This window comes from Mycobacterium sp. Aquia_216, assembly GCF_026723865.1.
GTDB lineage: Bacteria > Actinomycetota > Actinomycetes > Mycobacteriales > Mycobacteriaceae > Mycobacterium.
This window is the reverse complement of record NZ_CP113529.1, coordinates 544267-563019: the sequence shown is the minus strand read 5'-3', so window position 1 is coordinate 563019 and position 18753 is coordinate 544267. Positions and strand designations below refer to the sequence as shown.

17 protein-coding genes are annotated in these 18753 nt (G+C 65.7%); 7 read left to right on the top strand and 10 right to left on the bottom strand.

Annotated features, from left to right (window positions below; all coding sequences use genetic code 11):
* The first annotated feature begins 45 nt into the window (after positions 1 to 45).
* From OK015_RS02665 to fadD1, 3 genes are all read left to right on the top strand, one after another.
* Positions 46 to 876, top strand: a complete 831-nt coding sequence (locus tag OK015_RS02665) for an alpha/beta fold hydrolase (RefSeq protein ID WP_268129051.1) — start codon at positions 46 to 48, stop codon at positions 874 to 876.
* Positions 877 to 935: 59 nt separating this feature from the next.
* Positions 936 to 1706 carry an SDR family NAD(P)-dependent oxidoreductase gene (locus OK015_RS02660; RefSeq protein ID WP_442791191.1) on the top strand — a complete coding sequence of 257 codons (771 nt, stop codon included), beginning with the start codon at positions 936 to 938 and terminating at the stop codon, positions 1704 to 1706.
* Positions 1707 to 1823: 117 nt separating this feature from the next.
* On the top strand, positions 1824 to 3449 hold the full coding sequence (gene fadD1 / locus OK015_RS02655; RefSeq protein WP_268129049.1) for a fatty-acid--CoA ligase FadD1: 1626 nt from the start codon (positions 1824 to 1826) through the stop codon (positions 3447 to 3449).
* Here the strand turns inward: fadD1 and OK015_RS02650 are convergent.
* The 6 genes from OK015_RS02650 to OK015_RS02625 are packed head-to-tail and all read right to left on the bottom strand — an operon-like array spanning position 3403 to position 9686.
* Positions 3403 to 4050: a PadR family transcriptional regulator gene (locus tag OK015_RS02650; RefSeq protein WP_268129047.1), complete on the bottom strand. Its 648-nt coding sequence runs from the start codon at positions 4048 to 4050 to the stop codon at positions 3403 to 3405. The two genes, fadD1 and OK015_RS02650, sit on opposite strands and share 47 nt — an antisense overlap.
* A gap of 6 nt (positions 4051 to 4056) precedes the next feature.
* Positions 4057 to 4476 carry a Zn-ribbon domain-containing OB-fold protein gene (locus OK015_RS02645; protein WP_268129045.1) on the bottom strand — a complete coding sequence of 140 codons (420 nt, stop codon included), beginning with the start codon at positions 4474 to 4476 and terminating at the stop codon, positions 4057 to 4059.
* Positions 4473 to 5633 carry a thiolase family protein gene (locus OK015_RS02640; protein ID WP_268129043.1) on the bottom strand — a complete coding sequence of 387 codons (1161 nt, stop codon included), beginning with the start codon at positions 5631 to 5633 and terminating at the stop codon, positions 4473 to 4475. The genes OK015_RS02645 and OK015_RS02640 overlap by 4 nt, the downstream gene beginning before the upstream one ends.
* A gap of 12 nt (positions 5634 to 5645) precedes the next feature.
* Complete coding sequence (locus tag OK015_RS02635) at positions 5646 to 5987, bottom strand: hypothetical protein (protein WP_268129042.1); 342 nt, start codon at positions 5985 to 5987, stop codon at positions 5646 to 5648.
* A 1-nt stretch (position 5988) separates the two neighbouring features.
* Positions 5989 to 8328, bottom strand: a complete 2340-nt coding sequence (locus OK015_RS02630; RefSeq protein ID WP_268132385.1) for a CaiB/BaiF CoA-transferase family protein — start codon at positions 8326 to 8328, stop codon at positions 5989 to 5991.
* A gap of 2 nt (positions 8329 to 8330) precedes the next feature.
* The gene (locus tag OK015_RS02625) at positions 8331 to 9686 is read right to left on the bottom strand and encodes an amidohydrolase family protein (protein WP_268129040.1); all 1356 of its coding nucleotides are present in this window, start codon (positions 9684 to 9686) and stop codon (positions 8331 to 8333) included.
* A 221-nt stretch (positions 9687 to 9907) separates the two neighbouring features.
* Between OK015_RS02625 and OK015_RS02620 the strand changes: the two genes are divergently transcribed.
* Together OK015_RS02620 and OK015_RS02615 are read left to right on the top strand one after the other, a co-directional pair.
* Positions 9908 to 10900: a LacI family DNA-binding transcriptional regulator gene (locus OK015_RS02620; RefSeq protein ID WP_268129038.1), complete on the top strand. Its 993-nt coding sequence runs from the start codon at positions 9908 to 9910 to the stop codon at positions 10898 to 10900.
* 79 nt (positions 10901 to 10979) lie between these two features.
* A complete protein-coding gene (locus OK015_RS02615) occupies positions 10980 to 11813 on the top strand; it encodes an amidohydrolase family protein (RefSeq protein ID WP_268129037.1) in 834 nt (277 codons plus the stop codon).
* Positions 11814 to 11818: 5 nt separating this feature from the next.
* Here OK015_RS02615 and OK015_RS02610 read toward each other — a convergent pair whose 3' ends face one another.
* The gene (locus OK015_RS02610) at positions 11819 to 12415 is read right to left on the bottom strand and encodes a TetR family transcriptional regulator (RefSeq protein ID WP_268129035.1); all 597 of its coding nucleotides are present in this window, start codon (positions 12413 to 12415) and stop codon (positions 11819 to 11821) included.
* Positions 12416 to 12432: 17 nt separating this feature from the next.
* Between OK015_RS02610 and OK015_RS02605 the strand changes: the two genes are divergently transcribed.
* Both OK015_RS02605 and OK015_RS02600 read left to right on the top strand, forming a co-directional pair.
* The gene (locus OK015_RS02605) at positions 12433 to 13509 is read left to right on the top strand and encodes a DUF1214 domain-containing protein (RefSeq protein WP_268129033.1); all 1077 of its coding nucleotides are present in this window, start codon (positions 12433 to 12435) and stop codon (positions 13507 to 13509) included.
* The gene (locus OK015_RS02600) at positions 13506 to 14678 is read left to right on the top strand and encodes a sulfotransferase family protein (RefSeq protein ID WP_268129032.1); all 1173 of its coding nucleotides are present in this window, start codon (positions 13506 to 13508) and stop codon (positions 14676 to 14678) included. The genes OK015_RS02605 and OK015_RS02600 overlap by 4 nt, the downstream gene beginning before the upstream one ends.
* Before the next feature lie 91 nt (positions 14679 to 14769).
* Here OK015_RS02600 and OK015_RS02595 read toward each other — a convergent pair whose 3' ends face one another.
* Genes OK015_RS02595 through OK015_RS02585 form a run of 3 tightly spaced genes read right to left on the bottom strand, consistent with a single transcriptional unit; the run spans position 14770 to position 18649 of the window.
* Positions 14770 to 15186 carry a Zn-ribbon domain-containing OB-fold protein gene (locus OK015_RS02595; protein ID WP_268129030.1) on the bottom strand — a complete coding sequence of 139 codons (417 nt, stop codon included), beginning with the start codon at positions 15184 to 15186 and terminating at the stop codon, positions 14770 to 14772.
* Positions 15187 to 15192: 6 nt separating this feature from the next.
* Positions 15193 to 16401, bottom strand: coding sequence for a thiolase family protein (locus OK015_RS02590; RefSeq protein WP_268129028.1), 1209 nt, complete (start codon positions 16399 to 16401; stop codon positions 15193 to 15195).
* Positions 16402 to 16423: 22 nt separating this feature from the next.
* Positions 16424 to 18649: an acyl-CoA dehydrogenase gene (locus tag OK015_RS02585; RefSeq protein WP_268129027.1), complete on the bottom strand. Its 2226-nt coding sequence runs from the start codon at positions 18647 to 18649 to the stop codon at positions 16424 to 16426.
* Positions 18650 to 18753 lie beyond the last annotated feature (104 nt).

Genomic DNA, 18753 nt, shown 5'->3' with positions numbered 1-18753 from the left:
CAGACAGCCTGTTTGTAAATGACCACCTCTGAGTAGGAGTTATCGATGTCGACGATCGACATTAGCGCCGGAACCATCCATTACGAAGCGACCGGACCCGAGAACGGCAGACCCGTCGTATTCGTGCACGGCTACATGATGAGCGGGCAACTGTGGCGCCAAGTCAGCGAGCGACTCGCCGAGCGCGGCCTGCGGTGCATCGCCCCCACCTGGCCGCTTGGCGCGCACCCACAGCCGTTGCGCCCCGGCACCGATCGCACCATCACCGGCGTCGCCGGCATCGTCGCCGAGACGCTTGCCGCCCTGGACCTCGACGACGTCGTACTGGTGGGCAACGACACCGGCGGCGTTGTCACCCAACTCGTCGCGGTGCATCATCCCGAGCGACTCGGTGCCCTGGTGTTGACGAGCTGCGATGCGTTCGAACACTTTCCGCCACCGATACTCAAGCCGGTGATCCTGGCGGCCAAGTCGAAGACGACGTTTCGGGCCGTAACGCAGGCCATGCGAGTGCCGACGGCACGCAAGCGCGCGTTTGACGGCCTGGCGCATCGCAACATCGACGACCTCGCCGAGGCCTGGGTACAACCGGGGCTCACTGATCCGGCCATAGCCGAAGATCTGCGTCAGCTCACCCTCTCGCTGCGCACCGAGGTGACCACAAACGTCGCGGCCCGGCTGCCGGAGTTCGACAAACCGGCGCTCATCGCATGGTCCGGCGACGACGCGTTCTTCGAACTCGCCGACGGCGAGCGACTGGCCGCGACCATTCCGAACGCCCGCCTCGAAGTCATCGACGGCGCGCGGACGTTCTCGATGGTGGACCGGCCGGATGTGCTTGCCGACCTGTTGTCCGCAATCGCGGTGCGCGCCTAGCGGGCGTTCTTCTCCAGGTGGTGTCATGGCAGCTGCGCCGGACGTATAGCGTTTCGGCCATGTCAGACGTGACAGAAGCTCTCAAAGACCGACGAATCCTGGTGACCGGCGCAGCGACGGGAATCGGTGCGGCCGCCGTCGCAGTTCTGACCGCGGCGGGGGCCAAAGTCGCCGCCACCTATCACCGGAGTCCGCCACCGGATGGCCTCGCGGCCAACTGGATACAGTGCGATGTGCGTGACGCCGATGCCGTCTCGGCGATGGTCCAGCAGTCCGCCGAGCAGCTTGGCGGACTCGATGTCCTGGTGAACGCCGCGGGGCTGTGGCAAGCCGGGATACCGGGCTATATCGGCGCCGACGACATTTCGTTCCTGTTGGACACCAACGTCAAGGCCACCATCCTGACCAATCAGGCTGCGTATGCGGTGATGAAGGACCAGGATCCCAAGGGCGGCCGGATCATCAACTTCGGATCCTCCGAAGCCATTATGGGCAGCCCGATTTCGGCTGTTTATGCCGCGACCAAGGGAGCGGTGCAGGCGTGGACCCGATCGGCCGCTAAGGCCTGGGCGTCCGACAACGTGACCGTCAACGCCCTCGCGCCGGCGGTGCAGACGCCGGGTGCTGACCGGCTGCGGGATTTCCTTGGGCCGGAGGCCGCCGCGCTGATCGACCAGCAGATGAAGATGATGATTCCGCTCGGCGGCACGTTGGGAGACCCGGCGCGCGATGTCGGACCCATGCTGGTCTTCCTGGCCGGCCCGGGATCGGGCTTCATCACCGGGCAACTGCTGGCCGTGGACGGCGGCCTGATGATGGTGGGCGGGTAGCGAGCCACGCGCTCATGCCCGCGGCCGGGTGTGGCGGCAGCGCGTGAATTACTCGCGCCAATCGACCGCTAAGCTAAGACGGACCGTCTCGTCTCGCAAGGATGAAGGTGAATCTCGATGACTGACGACACCATGCAGGCTTTCTTACGCCGCCGCCTGTCGGATTCGAACGTCGCCGTGAAACATCATGATTTGCAATGGAGTTGGAGCCAGCACCTGGCGCAGGCCACCGCGCGAGCGGCGGCCTTGATCGGCGGCGCCGATCCGCGACGGCCGATGCACGTCGGCGCTCTGCTGGGCAACACCCCCGAGATGCTCAACCAGATGGCGGCGGCGGGCCTGGGCGGCTATGTGTTGTGCGGTCTGAACAACACCCGGCGCGGCGAGGCGCTGGCCGCCGACATCCGGCGGGCTGACTGCCAGTTCGTCGTAACCGATGCCGAGCACCGGCCGCTGTTGGACGAATTGGACCTCGCAGGGACGCAGATCCTCGACACCTCGACACCGCAGTGGGCTGAATTCATCGGCGGCGCCGGCGAACTCGTTCCGCACCGTGAAGTCACCCCGACCGACGCATTCATGATGATCTTCACCTCTGGAACGAGCGGAAATCCCAAGGCAGTTCAGGTCTCCCACCTGATGGCGATGTTCGCCGGCACCAACCTGGTCCAGCGCTTCACCCTCTCCGAGCAAGACACCTGTTACGTGTCCATGCCGCTGTTTCACTCCAACGCCGTCGTCGCCGGATGGGCGCCTGCGGTGTGCTCCGGGGCCGCGATCGTGCCGGCGAAGTTCTCGGCGACCAACTTTCTCGAGGACGTCCGCCGCCACGGCGCGACGTACATGAACTACGTCGGCAAGCCGCTCGCCTACATCCTGGCCACCCCCGAACGCGACGACGACGCGGACAACCCGTTGCGGGTGGCGTTCGGCAACGAGGCCAACGACAAGGACATCGAAGAATTCGGGCGCCGGTTCCGGGTCCGGGTCGAGGACGGCTTCGGCTCGACGGAGAACGCGGTCATCGTGGTCCGCGAAGAGGGCACTCCGAAGGGCTCGATCGGCAGAGGCATCGACGGGATCGCGATCTACAACAGCGACACCGTCACCGAGTGTGCCGTGGCCCGCTTCGATGCCACCGGCGCGCTCGCCAACGCCGACGAGGCGGTGGGTGAGCTGGTCAACACCGCGGGATCGGGTTTCTTCACCGGCTACTACAACGACCCCGCCGCGAATGCCGAACGTATGCGCCACGGCATGTACTGGTCCGGGGACCTCGCCTATCGCGACGCCGACGGTTGGATCTACCTCGCCGGGCGCACCGCGGACTGGATGCGGGTGGACGGTGAGAACATGGCCGCCGCACCTATCGAACGAATCCTGCTCCGCCACAATGTGATCAACCGCGTTGCGGTCTACGCCGTGCCGGACGGCCATGTCGGCGATCAGGTGATGGCCGCCATGGTGCTGAACGAGGGCCAGACCCTGGATCCCGATGAATTCGAAGCCTTCCTGAGCGAGCAACCCGACCTGTCCCCCAAGGCGCGACCGCGTTACGTGCGGATCGCCAGCGAGCTGCCCAGCACCGCCACGCACAAGGTTCTCAAACGTCAGTTGATCGCGCAGGCAACGGCGATCGGCGAGGACGAAACCCTCTGGGTGCGCGAACCACGGGGCACGGCCTACCGCGATGCGGCTAGTTCTTGGGTGCCCGACGGCGGATCTGCCCCTTCGCCCGTGTAACCCGTTTGACGGGATCTCGGCTGGTGCCGCTGGCGATCTCGTCCCGCAGTTGCGCGATGTTGGCGATCTCCGCGTACAACCCGCGGATCGCGTAGTCCAGCACGGCAAACGAGAAGCGCTGGTCCGGATCGTCGGTGATGCCGAGTTCCCGGGAACGCTGCCGCGACCACAGCGCCTCGTCCAGCCGGGCCCGGGTGGCGTCGAGATGCCGATCCAGCGTGTCGACGACGAGTTCGGGATCCTCGCCCCGCGCGAGCCAGGTCCGCAGGATGACGGGGTGCTTGATGACGACCTGATCGTCACCCGGGAAGTGTTGGACCCACCGGCGAAGCGCGTCGAGCCCGGCATCCGTGGTCTCGTACAGCGTGATCGCACGCTTGCCGGATTGAGCGGGGATTTCGCTGACCATCCCCCCCTCCAGCAGGCGGTTCAGTTCGCGTCGCACATGGCTGACCGACGGTGACCAGTAGAAGTGACCCACCGTCAGCTCGGCGCGCATCTTGATCTCGCCCGCAGTCAGTTGTTCATCGTTGGCGGCGAGCACACCCAGCACCAGGTAAGCCGTCACCGGTAGGCCGTTGGTGGTGCGCCGGGGACTCACCGTTTTCTACTTTTGACCGGTGAAGTAGGGCAGTGTCACGTCCGGTCCAACGGCCTGGAACTGCACCTGCACCCGCATGCCGATCGCCAGTTTCTCGGGCGCCACACCGACGATGTTGGTGAGCATCTGGTAGCCCTCGTCCAGCGTGATGATCGCCGGTGCGTAGGGCGGTTCGAACTCCGGCGTCACGGGGCGGTAAACCACTGTCCAGCTGTAGATTTCGCCGAACCCGGCACTCTTCGCCCACTGCAATTCAGCCGACAGGCATTGGCGACAGTGCTCGGTCGGCGGGAAGTTGGCCTGACCACACGCATCGCAGCGCTGATACCGCAACTCCTCTGATCGGCATCCCTGCCAAAACGGCACGCTGGCGTGACTGCTCGCGTGTGGCAGCGGACCGGTCTGCGGTTGCAACGACTCGGTCACCGTGGCTCATCTCCGACGATCAGCACCGTGGTGAACAAGGCTCCCGCGCCTCCGTTGCTGCAGAATGCGATATGCGCGTCGGGAACCTGAAGCGCACCCGCCGCACCGCGCAATTGCTGGACGGCCCGAACCGCGCGTTGCATCATTTGCGGATTAGCACCGGCGTGGCTGAAGGACATGGTTCCTCCATCGGTGGTGATCGGATGACTGCCGGCTATGGCGATATGGCCGTCGGCGACGAAGGGGCCGCCTTCGCCTTCGCCGCAGAAGCCGAAAGCCTCGAGCTGGCGGATGATTTCGAACGAGAACGGATCGTAGAGTTCGAGCACGTCAATGTCGTCGGGCCGAATTCCCGCGTGGCGGAACGCACATTCGGCCGCGCGTCTTCCGACGACGCCATTGACGTGGTCACCGCGCCGCCCGGAGAGGTCCCAGGCCGGTGGGTGCTGATACGAGGGGCCGTGAAAGTCCGCCCCGCTGCCCAGCACAAAAATCGGCCGACTGGCCGGGTCGACCTTATCGATGTTCGCCACCACCAGTGCGCAGCCGCCTTCGGAAGTGGTGGCGCAGTCGAGCAGGTGGAACGGGTCGGAGATCGGTCGGGACGCGGTGATGTCGTCCGGGGTGAACGGACCACGTTGGTAGTAAACGGCTTCGGGGTTCTGCGAGCCGTTGTTCCGGATGGTCGCCGCCACGATGGACAGCTGTTCGCGCGTGGTGCCGTATACGTGCATGTGCCTTCGGGCGATCAACGCGAACTCGGCAGTGGTGAACATTCCCCACGGCGCGACGAATTCGTTCTCGGGCCTGGTCCACGGCGCCGTGGCCTCGTGATCGCGGTATTCGCCGGCCTGGGCGGCGACCAGTACCACGACATCGGCCATGCCGTGCTCGATGGCGGTGACCGCCTCGGTGATCATGCCGACCCCGAAGGCCAGGCCCTGCCAGGCGGGGCCGATCCGCAGGTCGTAGATCAACGAGGTCGAATGTGGGCTCGCGCTGATGCCGTCGACGTCGTCGAGCGTGAGGCCGGCATCGTCGAGCGCGCCCAGAATCGCTTTGATCGCCAGTCCGCGTGACGTTTCGCCGTCCAGGCGTCGCCCTTGTCGAGTGTTGTGCACCCCGACGATAGCCGCGGTCCGCTTCGTCGCGCTCACCCCTGCGGCTCTTCAGTTTTCATCCGCTACCACCCCTAAATAGGTGCCTAGTACCTCGCATTGCCGTCCATCCCGAACGACAGTGCCGATCATCGTTGTCCGCACATCGACGGGCGACGTGCCGGCAACAGTCCCACGTTCTACGACGTCGATTCGCACGTCCACCGGTCGCGCGGTTTGCGGGTCGGTGATCTCCACGATCATGGCTACCGCACGTTCTCCGTCGTCCCACTCGACGCCGGTGATCCGGTGCCGCGCAGTCAGTTCCATCACGACCGTGTCCTGACGCACCAGGAACCGCACCGGCGCGCACAGCTCCCCGGGGCGCGGCGGCACGCACAACGTGACGGCCACGTCACAAGCCCGCCGGGCGGGCGCTGGTTGCGCCCTGCACGCGTAACTCCGCCAGCTCTTCCCGGCTGCTCCCCAGGATCCCGCTCAGCACCTCGCCGGTGTGCTGCCCGTACAGCGGTGAGCCGCGGCGGATCCAGCGTCTCGGCTTGCCGACAAAGGTGAATGGCATTCCGGTGCACAGGAACGAACCCGCGACGGGGTGATCGACCGTCTCCCAGAACCCGCGCGCGACCAGCTGCGGGTCGCTCAGCAGCGCGGCCGCCTCGGTCACGCGCGCGGCGGGTATCCGCGCCGCGCGCAACGTGCGGACCACGTCGGCCACCGGGCGAGGCGCGGTCCAATCCGCGATCAGCTTGTCGAGTTCGTCGGCGCGCTCCCGCCAACCGGCCTCATCGACTCCGAGATCGCGGTGGCCGACGAGCGCGGCCAGGCTTTCGCGCGCGGCGTCGGTCAGCGCGGCGAGCGCGACCCACTCGTCGTCGCCCTGGCAGCGGTACAGACCCTGCGGAGTCGCGCCGGGACCCCGATTTCCCTGCCGGCGCATCTGAATTCCGTTGCATGAGTACTCGAGCAGCATTTCGGCGGCCACATTGAGCGCCGACTCCACCATCGTGGATTCGACGTGCATGCCGGTCCCGTCCCGGTCGCGGATGACCAGCGCCGCAATAGCCGCGAAGGCGGAGTGCAAGCCCGCCATCGGATCGCATACACCACGCGGAATCACCGGTGGCCCGTCGGCATGTCCGGTCATCCATGCCATCCCGGTCGCCTGCTCCATCGTTTGGGCGAAGCCGACGCGGTCGCGCCACGGGCCGTCGAGACCGAACGCCGGCATCCGGACCATGACGGCGCGAGGGTTGGCCGCGCGCACGGCGTCCCATTGCAGCCCGAAGTTCTCCATCACCCGCGGCGAGAAATTTTCGATGACCAGATCGCTTGCGGCAATGAGCTTCAGCGCGAGCGCCCGGCCGGCGTCGGTGCTCAGTTCGACACTGACGCCACGTTTGTTGTTGTTGCTGCACAAGAAGACCGGACCCCACTCCCACCACTGGTCCCAGTCGGGCGGGCGGCCCGCGGAGAACCGCATACCGTCGGGGCGGCGAACCCCCTCGAGCTTGATCACGTCGGCGCCCAGGGCACCGAGGAATTGCGTCGCGACCGGCCCGGCCCAGAACGCGGTGAAATCGGTGATCCGGATGTCGGACAACGGAAGTGCGTCCGGGTCGGCACAGCTCGGCCGGTCGGGCCGTGCTGGCCAGTGCACGCGGCCGTTGTCGGCACCCAGCAGCGGGGGCAGTCCGGGCGACCGCGTCGTGATGGTGTCGCTGCGATACGGCACTCGCGGCTGCAGCACCCCGATCTCGGATTCGACGAACACGCCGCGCTGTACGAAGTGGTCAACGGTCGGCAGTGTGGCGGGCGTACCGATCGGCGCCACCGGGATGCGAAATGCCACCGCGAGGTCGACGATCTCTTGCGTGGTCCGGGTCCGGGTCCACCGTGTCACCATGTCGAGGAACTCGACGCGGCGTTCGACGCGACCGACGAACGACGCCAGCTCGGCGTCGTCGACCAGATCGGCACGATCGATCATGATCAGGAAGTCTTGGAACTGCTGGGCGGTGATCGTGCAGAAGCCGACCATGCCATCGGCCGTGGGAACGATCGACGGCAGCTCCAGACTGCGTTGGTGCAGAAGGGAATCCGCGCCCAAGACACTGGCTGACATGGCCGAGAGCCCACCCATCGCGATCGCCATCGCCTCGTAGGTCGAGACGTCGATGACCTCTCCGCGGCCGCCCCGGGCAGCGTGCCGGGCCGCGGCGGCCGCGACCGGGGCGGCGAACGAACCTGCCAACCACTCCCCGAGTTGGCCGCCAGCCTGCACCGGTTCGTCGCCCGGCCAGCCCCGACCGGAGATCGAGCCGCACATCGCCTGCAGGATGAACTCGTTGGCGACCCGATGGTCGTCGACGTAGGGCCCTGTCATTCCGAATGGTGTCACGGTGACGACCACCGCCGACGGGCCGGTGTGCGCCGTGATGTCATCGAGCTTCCAGCCGTCGGTCAAATCGGTCAGCACGATGTCGGCGCCGGCCAGTAGCGCGGTGATTTCCGCGTGGTCTCGACGGACCACCGATTTTTTGCCTGCTGCCAGGTAACCGAACAAGGCCCCGGGCGAGCCGCCGGCTGAACGCTTGCGCAATGAATCACCTTGCGGGGATTCGATCTTCACTACATCGGCGCCCGCGTCGGCGAACATCTTGGCGCAGTAAGAGACCGCGATTCCGTTGGAGAGCTCCAGCACACGCCAGTCGGGGAATGGTGCCTGAGGCGCCACGCTCAATTGCCCAGCGTGGTGGCGCGGCCGGCGATTCCGGCGACCTCGGCCGTCACCGGCACGCTCGCCGAGGCCTGCGCCTGCAGGGCGAACTGCGTCATCCGCGTCCACGCGTCACGATCACGTTGGCTGGCTTGGCGGCCGACGTGGGTGACCACGTCCACATCCGTCGCCTGTGCTCTCAAGTGGCCGGCCCGGGCGTGTTCCTTCGGTATGTACCGGAATGGGTCGAAAGAGTAAGCGGCCATGGCATTTTCGTGAGTGATCTTGTTGATGACCGCATCATCGAGGTGGCCCATCGTCGCCACGATATCCTCGGGCGCAAACGGCCAGTTGCTGTCGGAATGCGGAAAGTCAGACTCCCAGCACAGCATGTCCTCATTGAACCAGTCCATGTTGTGCACACCGACTTTGTCGCTGATGAAGCAGGTGTACAAGTGTCGTTTGAACACGTCGCTGGGCCCCTGGTAGCCGGGCGGAAAGGTCGCGAGCGTCCAGCCCGAGTGACGGTTGTAGACATGCTCGGCCCGCCACAGGAAATACGGTATCCAACCGACATCGCCCTCGGTGAGGGAGAACTTCAGTTGCGGGAAATCGGTCCAGAACTCGGCCCAAATCAGCTCGGTGAAAGTGAACATGCTCATCATCGAGGATGCCGTCATCTGCACACTGGGGGGCGCGTCCGTCGAGACCTGCGGGGATCGCGATGCGGACCCGACATGCGTGCACAACACCGTTTTGTTCTCGCAGACGGCCTCGAACAACGGATACCAGTATTTGGTATGAATGCTGGGCATCTGCAACGCTTCTGGATTCTCCGAGAACGTTACCGCGTGACATCCCTTGTCCGCCAGGCGCTTGACCTCCTTGGCCGCTTCGGCGACATCGAAAAGGGGCAGGATTCCGCAGGGGATGAACCGACCCGGATATGCGGCACACCATTCGTCGACGTGCCAGTCGTTATAGGCCTTGATCATCACCAGGTTGACGCCACGATCGGGACCCTGGTTGAGGACCTGGCCGGAGAACCCGGTGAAATTCGGGAAGTTCAAACCCGCCAGCTGGCCACCGGCGTTCATGTCGCGGACCCGCTCATCGACGTTGAAACAGCCCGGCCGCATCTCGTCGTAGCGGGAGGCGTCGATGTTGTACATCTCGCGGGGCTTGCCCGCGACGGCGTTCAGGCCCATGTTCCGCCCACGAATCTCGCCGTAGTACCACTGCTGGACACCGTCGGGCTCGAGGACGACCCGCGGCGCGAGTTCTTGGTACTTCGCCGGAACGTGCGCGTCGAACATGTCCGCCGGCTCGGCGATGTGATCATCCACGCTGATCAGGATCAGATCGTCTTTATTCATGCCACGCTCCTCGAATACAGTGACTAGTAGACAATGATTTCGGTCAGAGAGTCAATGGCCGTCGTTGCTGCTTCTGGCGAGCTAAAGCCGATACCGCAGCACACAACCGCGGCTGTTGGCCCCGACGTGTAGTGACTATTAGTCCGTGCTAACACGCCGTGGGCCGGGCTTTGAGAATGCGGGATCGCCACTCGCATCGTCGCCGCGTGCCACCATGAATCATGGCTGGGCCCGAGGTGCACACGAACAAGGTGGTGCGGCCCACCAATGCTGACGTGGCGCGTTTGGCCAGCGTGTCGACCGCGACGGTCAGTTATGTCTTGAACAATGCGGCGGGGCGCCGAATCTCGGCGCAAACCCGGGAGGCCGTGCACCGCGCCGCTGAGTTATTGGGCTATCGCCCCAACCTGGCCGCGCGCAATCTCGCCCGGGGCAAGAGCGGCGTGGTGCTGTACGTGGTGCCGCATGTGGCGGTGGGCGAGATGCCGATGATCGCCGGCAGCCGGATGACCACCGAACTCGCGCGGCTGGGTCTGCTTCAAGTGCAGATCTACGAGACCGACGACGATCAACACGTCGTCGATGCCATCGAGAACCTCGACCCGATCGCTGTCACCAGCCTGTTTCCGCTCAGCGCGGCCGCCTCGAACTCGGTGAGGGCCGCAGGCATACCGAACATCGAGATCGGGACGCTGCCCGCACTCGGAGATCCGCACCTCGCCATCGGTGAGATGCGGGTCGAACATCTCGTCTCGCGCGGCCACCGCCAGATCGCCTTCGCCTATACCGGAATTCAGAGATGGCGCACCCTGGGCGAGTACTGGTTCGAGGGCGTCGCGCGCGCGGCCAAGTCGCGCGGCCTGCCACGGCTGGCCGTCGCAGAGGTGACCGTCGACAGCGCCGCGGACGTGGTGAGCGGGTGGGTTCGCGGCGGCGTGACGGCCGTATGTGCGCAAAGCGACGAGATCGCCTGCCTCGTCTTGCACGGTATTCACGAGGCCGGGCTGCGTTGCCCGCGCGATCTTGCCGTCATCGGTGTCGACGCCAGCCCGATGGGTGTGGTGAGCAGCCCGCCGCTGACCACCGTGCAATTCGTTTCGCGCGCCGTCGCCGATATCGCTCTCGCTGCTCTGCTTGACCGGTTGGGCTACCCCGCCCCGCCATCGGGTGGGTCGACTGAGATCGCCCATCTGATCGTGCGCTCGTCGACGTAGACAGCTGCGGGGTGGCGGTGCAGAGATAACCCACTGGCATACTCCCGACTGAGCAAGACGGCCGGACAGGAGCAATTCGATGGACATTGTCGACGCCCAGGTGCACGCCAACATGCTCGGCACCGAGGTCACGCTGGCGATCATGGATGCCCTGGGCATTGCGGGCGTGCTGTTCGACGAGTTCGACAGGTTTACCGCGGAGGGGTTGCTGCCCGGCTATCGTGTGGCCAACGGCGCCTTTCGCTGCGTGGGGCCGAATGCCGAGGCCGCGGCCATCAGTCATCCCGAGCGATTCGCCTTCCTGATGCGGGTGGCTCCCACAGACCCGGGCATCGAATCCTGGATTGAGACGCTGACCGCCGCGCCCGGGTTCAAGGCCCTGCGCACCACGATGTTCACCCCGGCCGAAGCTGCGGTGTTCGAGCAGGGCGGGCATGATCGGCTGTTCAAAACCGCACGGGCCCACGGCTTGCCGGTATTCGTCACCTGTCCTGGACGAGTCCCGCACCTGGTGCAGTACGTGCAGCGCTTTCCCGACGTTCAGTTCGTCATCGATCATTGCGGCGCTGCGTTTGATGCGCCGCCCGGGCAAGCCGGCATCGACGACGCGGTGGCGATGGCGAGCTATTCCAACGTGGCCTACAAATGGGCGCACGCGGCATCGTTTCTGTCGACCGAGCCCTACCCGTTTCCCGACCTCGAACCGAAGCTGCGCCGCGCGATTGATGCCTTCGGACCCCAGCGCGTGATGTGGGCCAGCGACTACACCATGACCCGGAAACGCGCCACGTGGGCCGAGACTCTGTTCAGCATCCGTGACTCTACCGCGCTGTCGGAGGACGAGAAGGCCTGGATTCTCGGCGGAACAGCTCGACAGATTCTGAAATGGCCAGCGCCGCAAGATAGCTCGTAGTCGCGTCAGGATATCGCGATCGCCGCCAGGCCCTGGCGCACCCGGTCAGGCAGCGATCCGCCGTCGCTGAGCCAGTCGTCCAGGGCGATGCGGACGGCCGCCATCGCCAGCGCACCGATCAGACGAGGCCTGGGATCGTCGTGAGTCAGTCCGGGCATGCGTGGTGCGACCAGCTCGGCGATGGCCGATTCGTAGCGCACATAGATGTGTAGGTTCCAAGCCTCCAGCGTCTCCGAAGACCTTGTCAGCATGCCCAATTCACGCACGTGGCCCTCGATCTCGGCGAATCCGAGGGCGAGATCGCCGAAAGCCGCGACGACGGCCGCGGCGGCGGTCAGGTGGTCCGGTTGGGCGGCCAGTGCGCTGGTGATGCGGTTCAGCCAATGGACATTCATCCCCTCGGCGACGGCGTCTTCCTTAGAGTTGAAGTAGCGAAAGAAAGTTGCCCGGCTGATGTCGGCGGCATCGGCGATGCGGTCCACGGTGGCCCCGGCCAAGCCGTGCTCCCCCACCAGTTGCGCGGCAGCCGCAGCGATGCGCTGTCGGGTCACCGCCCGTCGGCGCTCGGCGGGCGAACTGATGCTAGACAAGGCGTGAGACATAGTCTAATCATAAGACTATGACTCAAAGTCCGGCGGAGACACTGGCAGCGTGGCAGTTCTTCCAGCAGATGATCGCCGACGTCACCAAGATCGTGGCCGAGGACGCCGAATCGGAGCGCGAGCTGCTCGAAGGGCTGCGGGTGATCGCCCGGGTGTCGTCGCTGTGCTCGCAAATGGCCGTCGAGGCCGACACCGCCCGGCCCGCCTTCTTCGATATGTGCTCGGACACCAGGATGATCGGCGGACCCAACCCCGACGGCAGCTACTTCCTGGCGATGATCCGCGGCGATCGGCGCTATCGGATCACCGGCACCCGCGGCACGACGGCCTACCTCGGATTCCAGATCCTGGCCGGCACCGGCCTGACTCCGCGGCGAATGTCCAACTATGTCGGCGACACCAACCTGGATCTGAACTCCGGTGAATTCGCGTTGGTGCTTTCGGCCGACGAGCCTGCCGATCTGGCCGGCGCGCAATGGGTGCAAATGCCCGAGGACGCGTCGTCGGTCGTCGTCCGCGAGTACATCGGCGAGCGCGACTCCGAGGAACCGGCCACCATGCGGATCGAGGCGCTCGACCCCGACCCGGTGACCGCGCTGACCGACGAAGAACTGGCCGAGCAGTTCACCGCGATGGCGTGGTCGCTGATGAAGCTCACCACGCTGCACCGCACCATCAAGCCGGAGCTGCTGCAGAACCCGAACACGCTGCTGACCGCGGAGGCCGCGGATCTGGGTGCGGCCGACACCACGCCGGACAACCTCTACATGATGGGCACCTATCGCCTCGAGCCCGGCCAGGCGCTGGTGCTCGACATCGAGCCACCCGACACCCGGTACTGGAACGTAACCCTGGAAAGCATCTGGCACGAGTGTCTCGAGCCGCGGCGCCGGCATAGTTCGGTGACCAATCGCGCCGTACAGCCGGATGCCGACGGGCGGGTGCGTATCGCTATCTCCGCACAGGACTTCGGGTTTGGGCATTGGCTCGACACCGGCGGCCGGCATCGCGGGTTTGTGATCGTGCGCTGGCTGGACAATCCCAGCCCGCCCGACGTCAAGGTCTCGGTGCGCGACAGCGGGGCGCGGGCGTGACGCTGCGGGAGCGTTTCAAGCCCGAAAGCCTCATCGCCGCCGCGTGCGAGGAGGCCGGCAGCGACGACTTCGGCGCTGACGGTTGGCAACCGGGACTGGAACGCGTCGCCGATGGGCTGGTCAACGATGCGCGGCTCTCGGTGATCGGAGTGGAGGTCGCCCATCTCGACTTGATGCGTTCCCTCAAGAACCGACTCGGCGTGATCGCCTGGCGCAAGCAACATCCCGAGATCGCGGACGAGCCGATCACCGCGCCGATCTTCATCGTCGGCCAGCCTCGCACCGGGACCACAATCCTGCACGACCTGCTCGCCCAGGATCCCGAGTTGCGCGCGCCGTTGACCTGGGAGGTCGACGAGCCCTGTCCCGTACCGCAACCCGAGACCTACCAAAGCGATCCGCGAATCGCGCAGGCGCAGGCCAGCATCGAGATGTCCGAGCAGATCGTTCCCGGCTTCCTGGCCTTTCATCCGATGGGCGCGCTACTCGCACAGGAGTGTGTTCGCATCACGGGCAGCGAGTTCACCAGCATGATCTACACGGTGCAGTACCGGCTGCCGAGTTACTATCGCTGGCTGCTCTACGAGGCGGACCACACCGGCGCCTACCGCTATCACCGAATCTTCCTGCAGCACCTTCAATCCGGTGTTCCCGGCCAGTGGCTGCTGAAGTCGCCGGCGCATCTGTGGCAGCTCGACAAGCTCCTAGCCGAATACCCCGATGCGTTGATCGTGCAGACGCACCGCGATCCTCTCAACGTGATCTCGTCGATCGCCGCGCTCACGCACCACCTGCGGCGGATGGGCAGCGACGAATCGGACATCGCCGAGTGTGCGGCCCAGTCGTACGAGGAGATCACCGTCGGCCTCGACCGCGGAATGGCATTGCGTGACAGCGGCGTTGTCCCCGACGGTCGCGTGATCGACGTCCAATTCACCGATTTCGTGAAGGACCCCTGGAGCACGATCGGCGACATCTATCAGAAGCTGGGCCGCGAGCTGCTACCCGAGGCCGAGCAGAAGATGCGCGACTTCCTGGCCGCCCATCCCGGCGACGGTGGCCACGGCCGCTACACCTGGGCGGACACCGGGCTGGACGCCGGCGAAGTGCGTGAGCGGGTGCGTGCCTACCAGGAGCGCTACGACGTCCCGACCGAACAGGTGAAGTGATTTGTCACGTCGAGCGTGCGGCTGGCCGCACACTCACGGTCGAGCGTGCGGCAGGCCGCGCAGTCGTGGCCGTGCGTGCCCGTCGGCCGACCTACTCCGGGGCGGGCTCGTAGCGCAGCATCGTGACCTCGTGCTCGGGATAGTCGAAGAACACCGGCCGCACCCGCATCCCGACGCTGAGATCCGCCGGATCGACGTTGACCATCTCGGTGGAAAACCTTGGCCCCTCATCCCATTCAACGATCGCCAGCAGCTGCGGCACGGCATCCGCGAAGTGCGGGCTGATGGGACGGTACGCGACGGTGAAGGAATACAACGTGCCCATGCCGGATATCTCACGCCATTCCAGGTCGTCGGCCAGGGTGCGCGGCGCGCGTACCCGCGGATAGAACACGTACGCGTCTGACGACGGCGAGTACTGAATAACGATGCGATGCTGGGCCAGCGCATCCCAAAACGGTGCGGTGGTAGGCGTTTTGACCGGCATCGGGCGTTCGAATGTCACCATGGGTCCCTAGTCTCCCTGCAGGATGAGCGTCGTCTGCTCGGAAAGAATTCCGCCATTGCCGGACACGAAGGCACGATTGCAGTCGGCGACCTGCGCCGCCCCGGCGCGGCCCATGATCTGACGGGTGGCGTCGCAGACATGGTGCATGCCGCCCGCCAAGCCCGCCTGACCGAAGCCGAGCTGACCGCCGGCGGTGTTGAGCGGAAAGTCGCCGCGGAAAGTCAGGTCGTGGTTGGCGACGAACTCCATCCCGGTGCCCTTCTCGCAGAAGCCGGCGTCTTCCAGCGACAACAGGACGGTGATCGTGTAGCAGTCGTAGATCGACACCATGTCCATCTGGTCGCGGGTCAGATCGGTCATGGCGAATGCGGTGTCGGCGGCCGCCGCGATCGGCGTGTGCAGCAGATCCTCGGCATAGGTCGGGGTCTTGAACGGCACGTGCTCGCCAAAGCCCTTGATCCACACCGGGCGATTGCGCCCCCGTCGGGCGAGGTCTGCGTTGGCGACGACCACAGCGGCGCCTCCGACACAGGGCATGACGATCTCCAGCATGTGCAGCGGGTCGGCGATCACCGGGCTGGCCAGCACGTCCTCGACGGTGAGCGGCTTGTCCTTCCAGATCGCGTCGTCGGTGTGATTGGCATTGGTGCGCGTATCGACGACGATCTTGGCCATCGCCCGTTCGTCGTATCCATAGATCGCCGCGTAGCGTTGTGCCACCTGGCCATACGGCCCGTTCTGGCCGAGGTTTCCGTAGGGGATCTCGAATTCGGCTTGCGGAGAGCCATACTGGTTGCTCGACGATCCGAAGAACATCGCGTCGATAATCGGCCTGGGTTTCTTTTTGGACATCGGCGTGATGTAACGGGCCGGAAGTGCGCACAATACGGCGTCGCAGATGCCCAGCTCGACAGCAGCCGCCGCCCGCCAGACCATGGCCGCGGCGCTGGCTCCGCCAAGGTCCACGTGCTCGGCGAATCGTGCTCCCACGCCGAGGTATTCGGCGATCGTGGAGGGGACGAAGATCTCCGACTCGGCGAGGTGGGACGCGACAATGCCATTGACCACCTCAGCCGGCAATCCCGCATCGGCGAGTGCGGCCGCGGAGAGGTCTGCCCACTGTTCGAGGACGAACGGAGCGGGTGAAGCCTTGTTCAGCCGCTCCGGTGGCAGCTCGACGTATCCGACGATCGCGGCCTCTCCACGTAATCCCATGGCGTGTCCTTATTTTCGGGGTTTACTTGCGCGGCAGGCCGAGAATCATCTGCGCGATGATGTTCAGCTGGATCTCCATCGTTCCGCCGCCGATCAGCTCGGCCGGCAGGTGTAAATAGGGCTCAACAACCGCGGGTTCGGAATCGGTGACCATGACCGTCTGTCCGGTCAGGCGCAACGTCTCCTCGAACGTGCGCCGCAGTAACACGTTCATCGCGACCTTGGCAATGCTCGACGCCGGACCGGATGCTTGGCCATCGAGCAGACGAATGGTTTCCCGCACGCCGAGCGCTCGGATGGCGTTGGTGTAGGCGTCGAGCTCACCCAGCGCCCGCTCGGCGTCGTCACGCTCGGGGCCGGGTTCGGTCGCCAGCTGACGCAGGGCGACAGCCCGGTCGAACTTCACGTATCCGCTGATGGCGGAACGCTCTTCAGCCATGGTGGCGATCGCGAGACTCCAGCCGTCAGTCGGACCGCCGAGCAGCATGTCGTCGGGGACGAACGCGTCGTTGAGGAAGACCTCGTTGAAATGCGCCTGGCCGGTCGCCGTCTTGATCGGCTGCACCTCGACCCCGGGCGATCGCATATCGAGGATGAAATACCCGATGCCGCGGTGCTTGCTGGCTTCGGGGTCGGTGCGCGCCAGCAGCGCACCGAGGTCGGCGTACTGTGCCAACGACGTCCAGATCTTGTGGCCGTTGATCCGCCAGCCGCCGTCGACCTTGGTCGCTCGGGTGGTCAGCGACGCGAGGTCGGAGCCCGCACCCGGTTCACTGAACAGCTGGCACCACAGGATGTCGCCACGTTGTGTCGCCGGAATCAGGCTCTCCTGCAGCTCTTTTGGCGCGGCCGCCAACACCGAAGGCAGGATCCACTCGGCGATGTTCAACGATGGCCGAACCAGTCCGGGTCGCTTGGCGAACTCCTCGTCGATGATGAGCTGTTTGAGGGGACCCGCATCGACGCCCCACGGCGCCGGCCAGTGCGGCGCCATGAGGCCGGCGTCGGCGATCAAGGTGCGCTGCGGCCCGGTGGCCTGGTCCTCGTAGTCGCCGTGCGGTGCGGGTGTGTCATTGCGCAACTGCTCGGCGGCATCGAGTGTTTCGGCGACCCAGGCCCGGAACTCCGACTCCGCGTCACCCAGATTGACCGACATGTCGCGCTGCTGGGCACAACCCAGCTGCCCCAGCAGTCGGGCCCAGCGACTGGCCGGACCGATCGACCCCGCCAGGCTGATGGCCCGCCGCCAATACAGGTGCACGTCATGTTCCCAGGTGAAACCGATGGCACCGAGCATCGTCAGGGCGTCGAGCACCAGGTCCGGCACCGGCGAAACCGCGATCGTCGCCGCCCCGGCCGCGGCGAGCCGGTGCTGGTCGGTCGACTCATCCGCGGCTCGTACGGCGTCCCAGGCCGCCGCGGTGGCCAACTCGCTGTTGACCAACAGCATCGCCGCGCTGTGCTGTAGAGCCTGGAAGGTACCGATCACCTTGCCGAACTGCTCGCGGGTGCGCAGGTGCGCGGTGACGACATCGACGCACCACTGGGTGATACCGGCAGTCGTGCTGGCCACCAGGCCCACGACCGCGCATGCCGCGCGGTCTTCGTCGATTCCGGTCAGAACGTCGGACTCGGCCGCGCGATACCCGTCGAGCCGCAGCACCCCGACATCCAGGACGAGGTCGGTGCCGGGCACGGATTCGACTGTCGCAGCAGGCTGCCCGGTGTCGACCGGCATCCAGATAACCTCGTCATCGCCGGTGCGGGCGCCGACCAGGATCACGCGTGCCGCACATGCGCCCGCGGTGACCTTCGAACTCCCGGTGACCCGCCATCCCTGACCGTCGGCGCGAGCCTGGAAATCTGCGTCGCCGGGCAGGACGATCGCGGCGGGTGCGCCCGAAACGAGATCGCAGATCAGCGATTCAGCGGCCGGCGTCGGATCGGCAAGAAGCGCGACGGCGCCAGTTGCGACGGTGGGCAGCAGCGGGCCGGGCAGCAGCGCCTTACCCGCCGACTCGAGCACGCACGCCGCATCGATCAGCTGTCCACCCTGGCCTCCGCGATCCTCCGGCAGATGGACTGCGTGAAAGCCATTGGCGACCAGCGCATCCCACCAGTCGGGGAGCTTGCCGGCTGCCAGGGCGTCGAAGTTGTCGCGCGTCGTGGCGATCGGGGCGTGCCGGGCGGCGAATTGCCCGACGGCTTCGCTCAGATCCTGCTGCTCGGGTGTCAGTCCCAGGGTCATGACCGCGGCCGCGCACTGGCGAACATGGGCTTCGGCCGCACCGGCTGATATCCTCTCGTCTTACAAGACGAACCGTCTCGTCTTGTGGAAGATTACCGGGGCGG

Bases quoted from the DNA above. Each gene is read 5' to 3' on its own strand.
- OK015_RS02665 (WP_268129051.1), top strand. From the start codon at position 46: ATGTCGACGATCGACATTAGCGCCGGAACCATCCATTACGAAGCGACC.
- OK015_RS02620 (WP_268129038.1), top strand. From the start codon at position 9,908: ATGGCTGGGCCCGAGGTGCACACGAACAAGGTGGTGCGGCCCACCAAT.
- OK015_RS02625 (WP_268129040.1), bottom strand. From the start codon at position 9,686: ATGAATAAAGACGATCTGATCCTGATCAGCGTGGATGATCACATCGCC.
- fadD1 (WP_268129049.1), top strand. From the start codon at position 1,824: ATGACTGACGACACCATGCAGGCTTTCTTACGCCGCCGCCTGTCGGAT.
- OK015_RS02660 (WP_442791191.1), top strand. From the start codon at position 936: ATGTCAGACGTGACAGAAGCTCTCAAAGACCGACGAATCCTGGTGACC.
- OK015_RS02590 (WP_268129028.1), bottom strand. From the start codon at position 16,401: ATGGGATTACGTGGAGAGGCCGCGATCGTCGGATACGTCGAGCTGCCA.
- OK015_RS02615 (WP_268129037.1), top strand. From the start codon at position 10,980: ATGGACATTGTCGACGCCCAGGTGCACGCCAACATGCTCGGCACCGAG.
- OK015_RS02595 (WP_268129030.1), bottom strand. From the start codon at position 15,186: ATGGTGACATTCGAACGCCCGATGCCGGTCAAAACGCCTACCACCGCA.
- OK015_RS02605 (WP_268129033.1), top strand. From the start codon at position 12,433: ATGACTCAAAGTCCGGCGGAGACACTGGCAGCGTGGCAGTTCTTCCAG.
- OK015_RS02585 (WP_268129027.1), bottom strand. From the start codon at position 18,649: ATGACCCTGGGACTGACACCCGAGCAGCAGGATCTGAGCGAAGCCGTC.
- OK015_RS02610 (WP_268129035.1), bottom strand. From the start codon at position 12,415: ATGTCTCACGCCTTGTCTAGCATCAGTTCGCCCGCCGAGCGCCGACGG.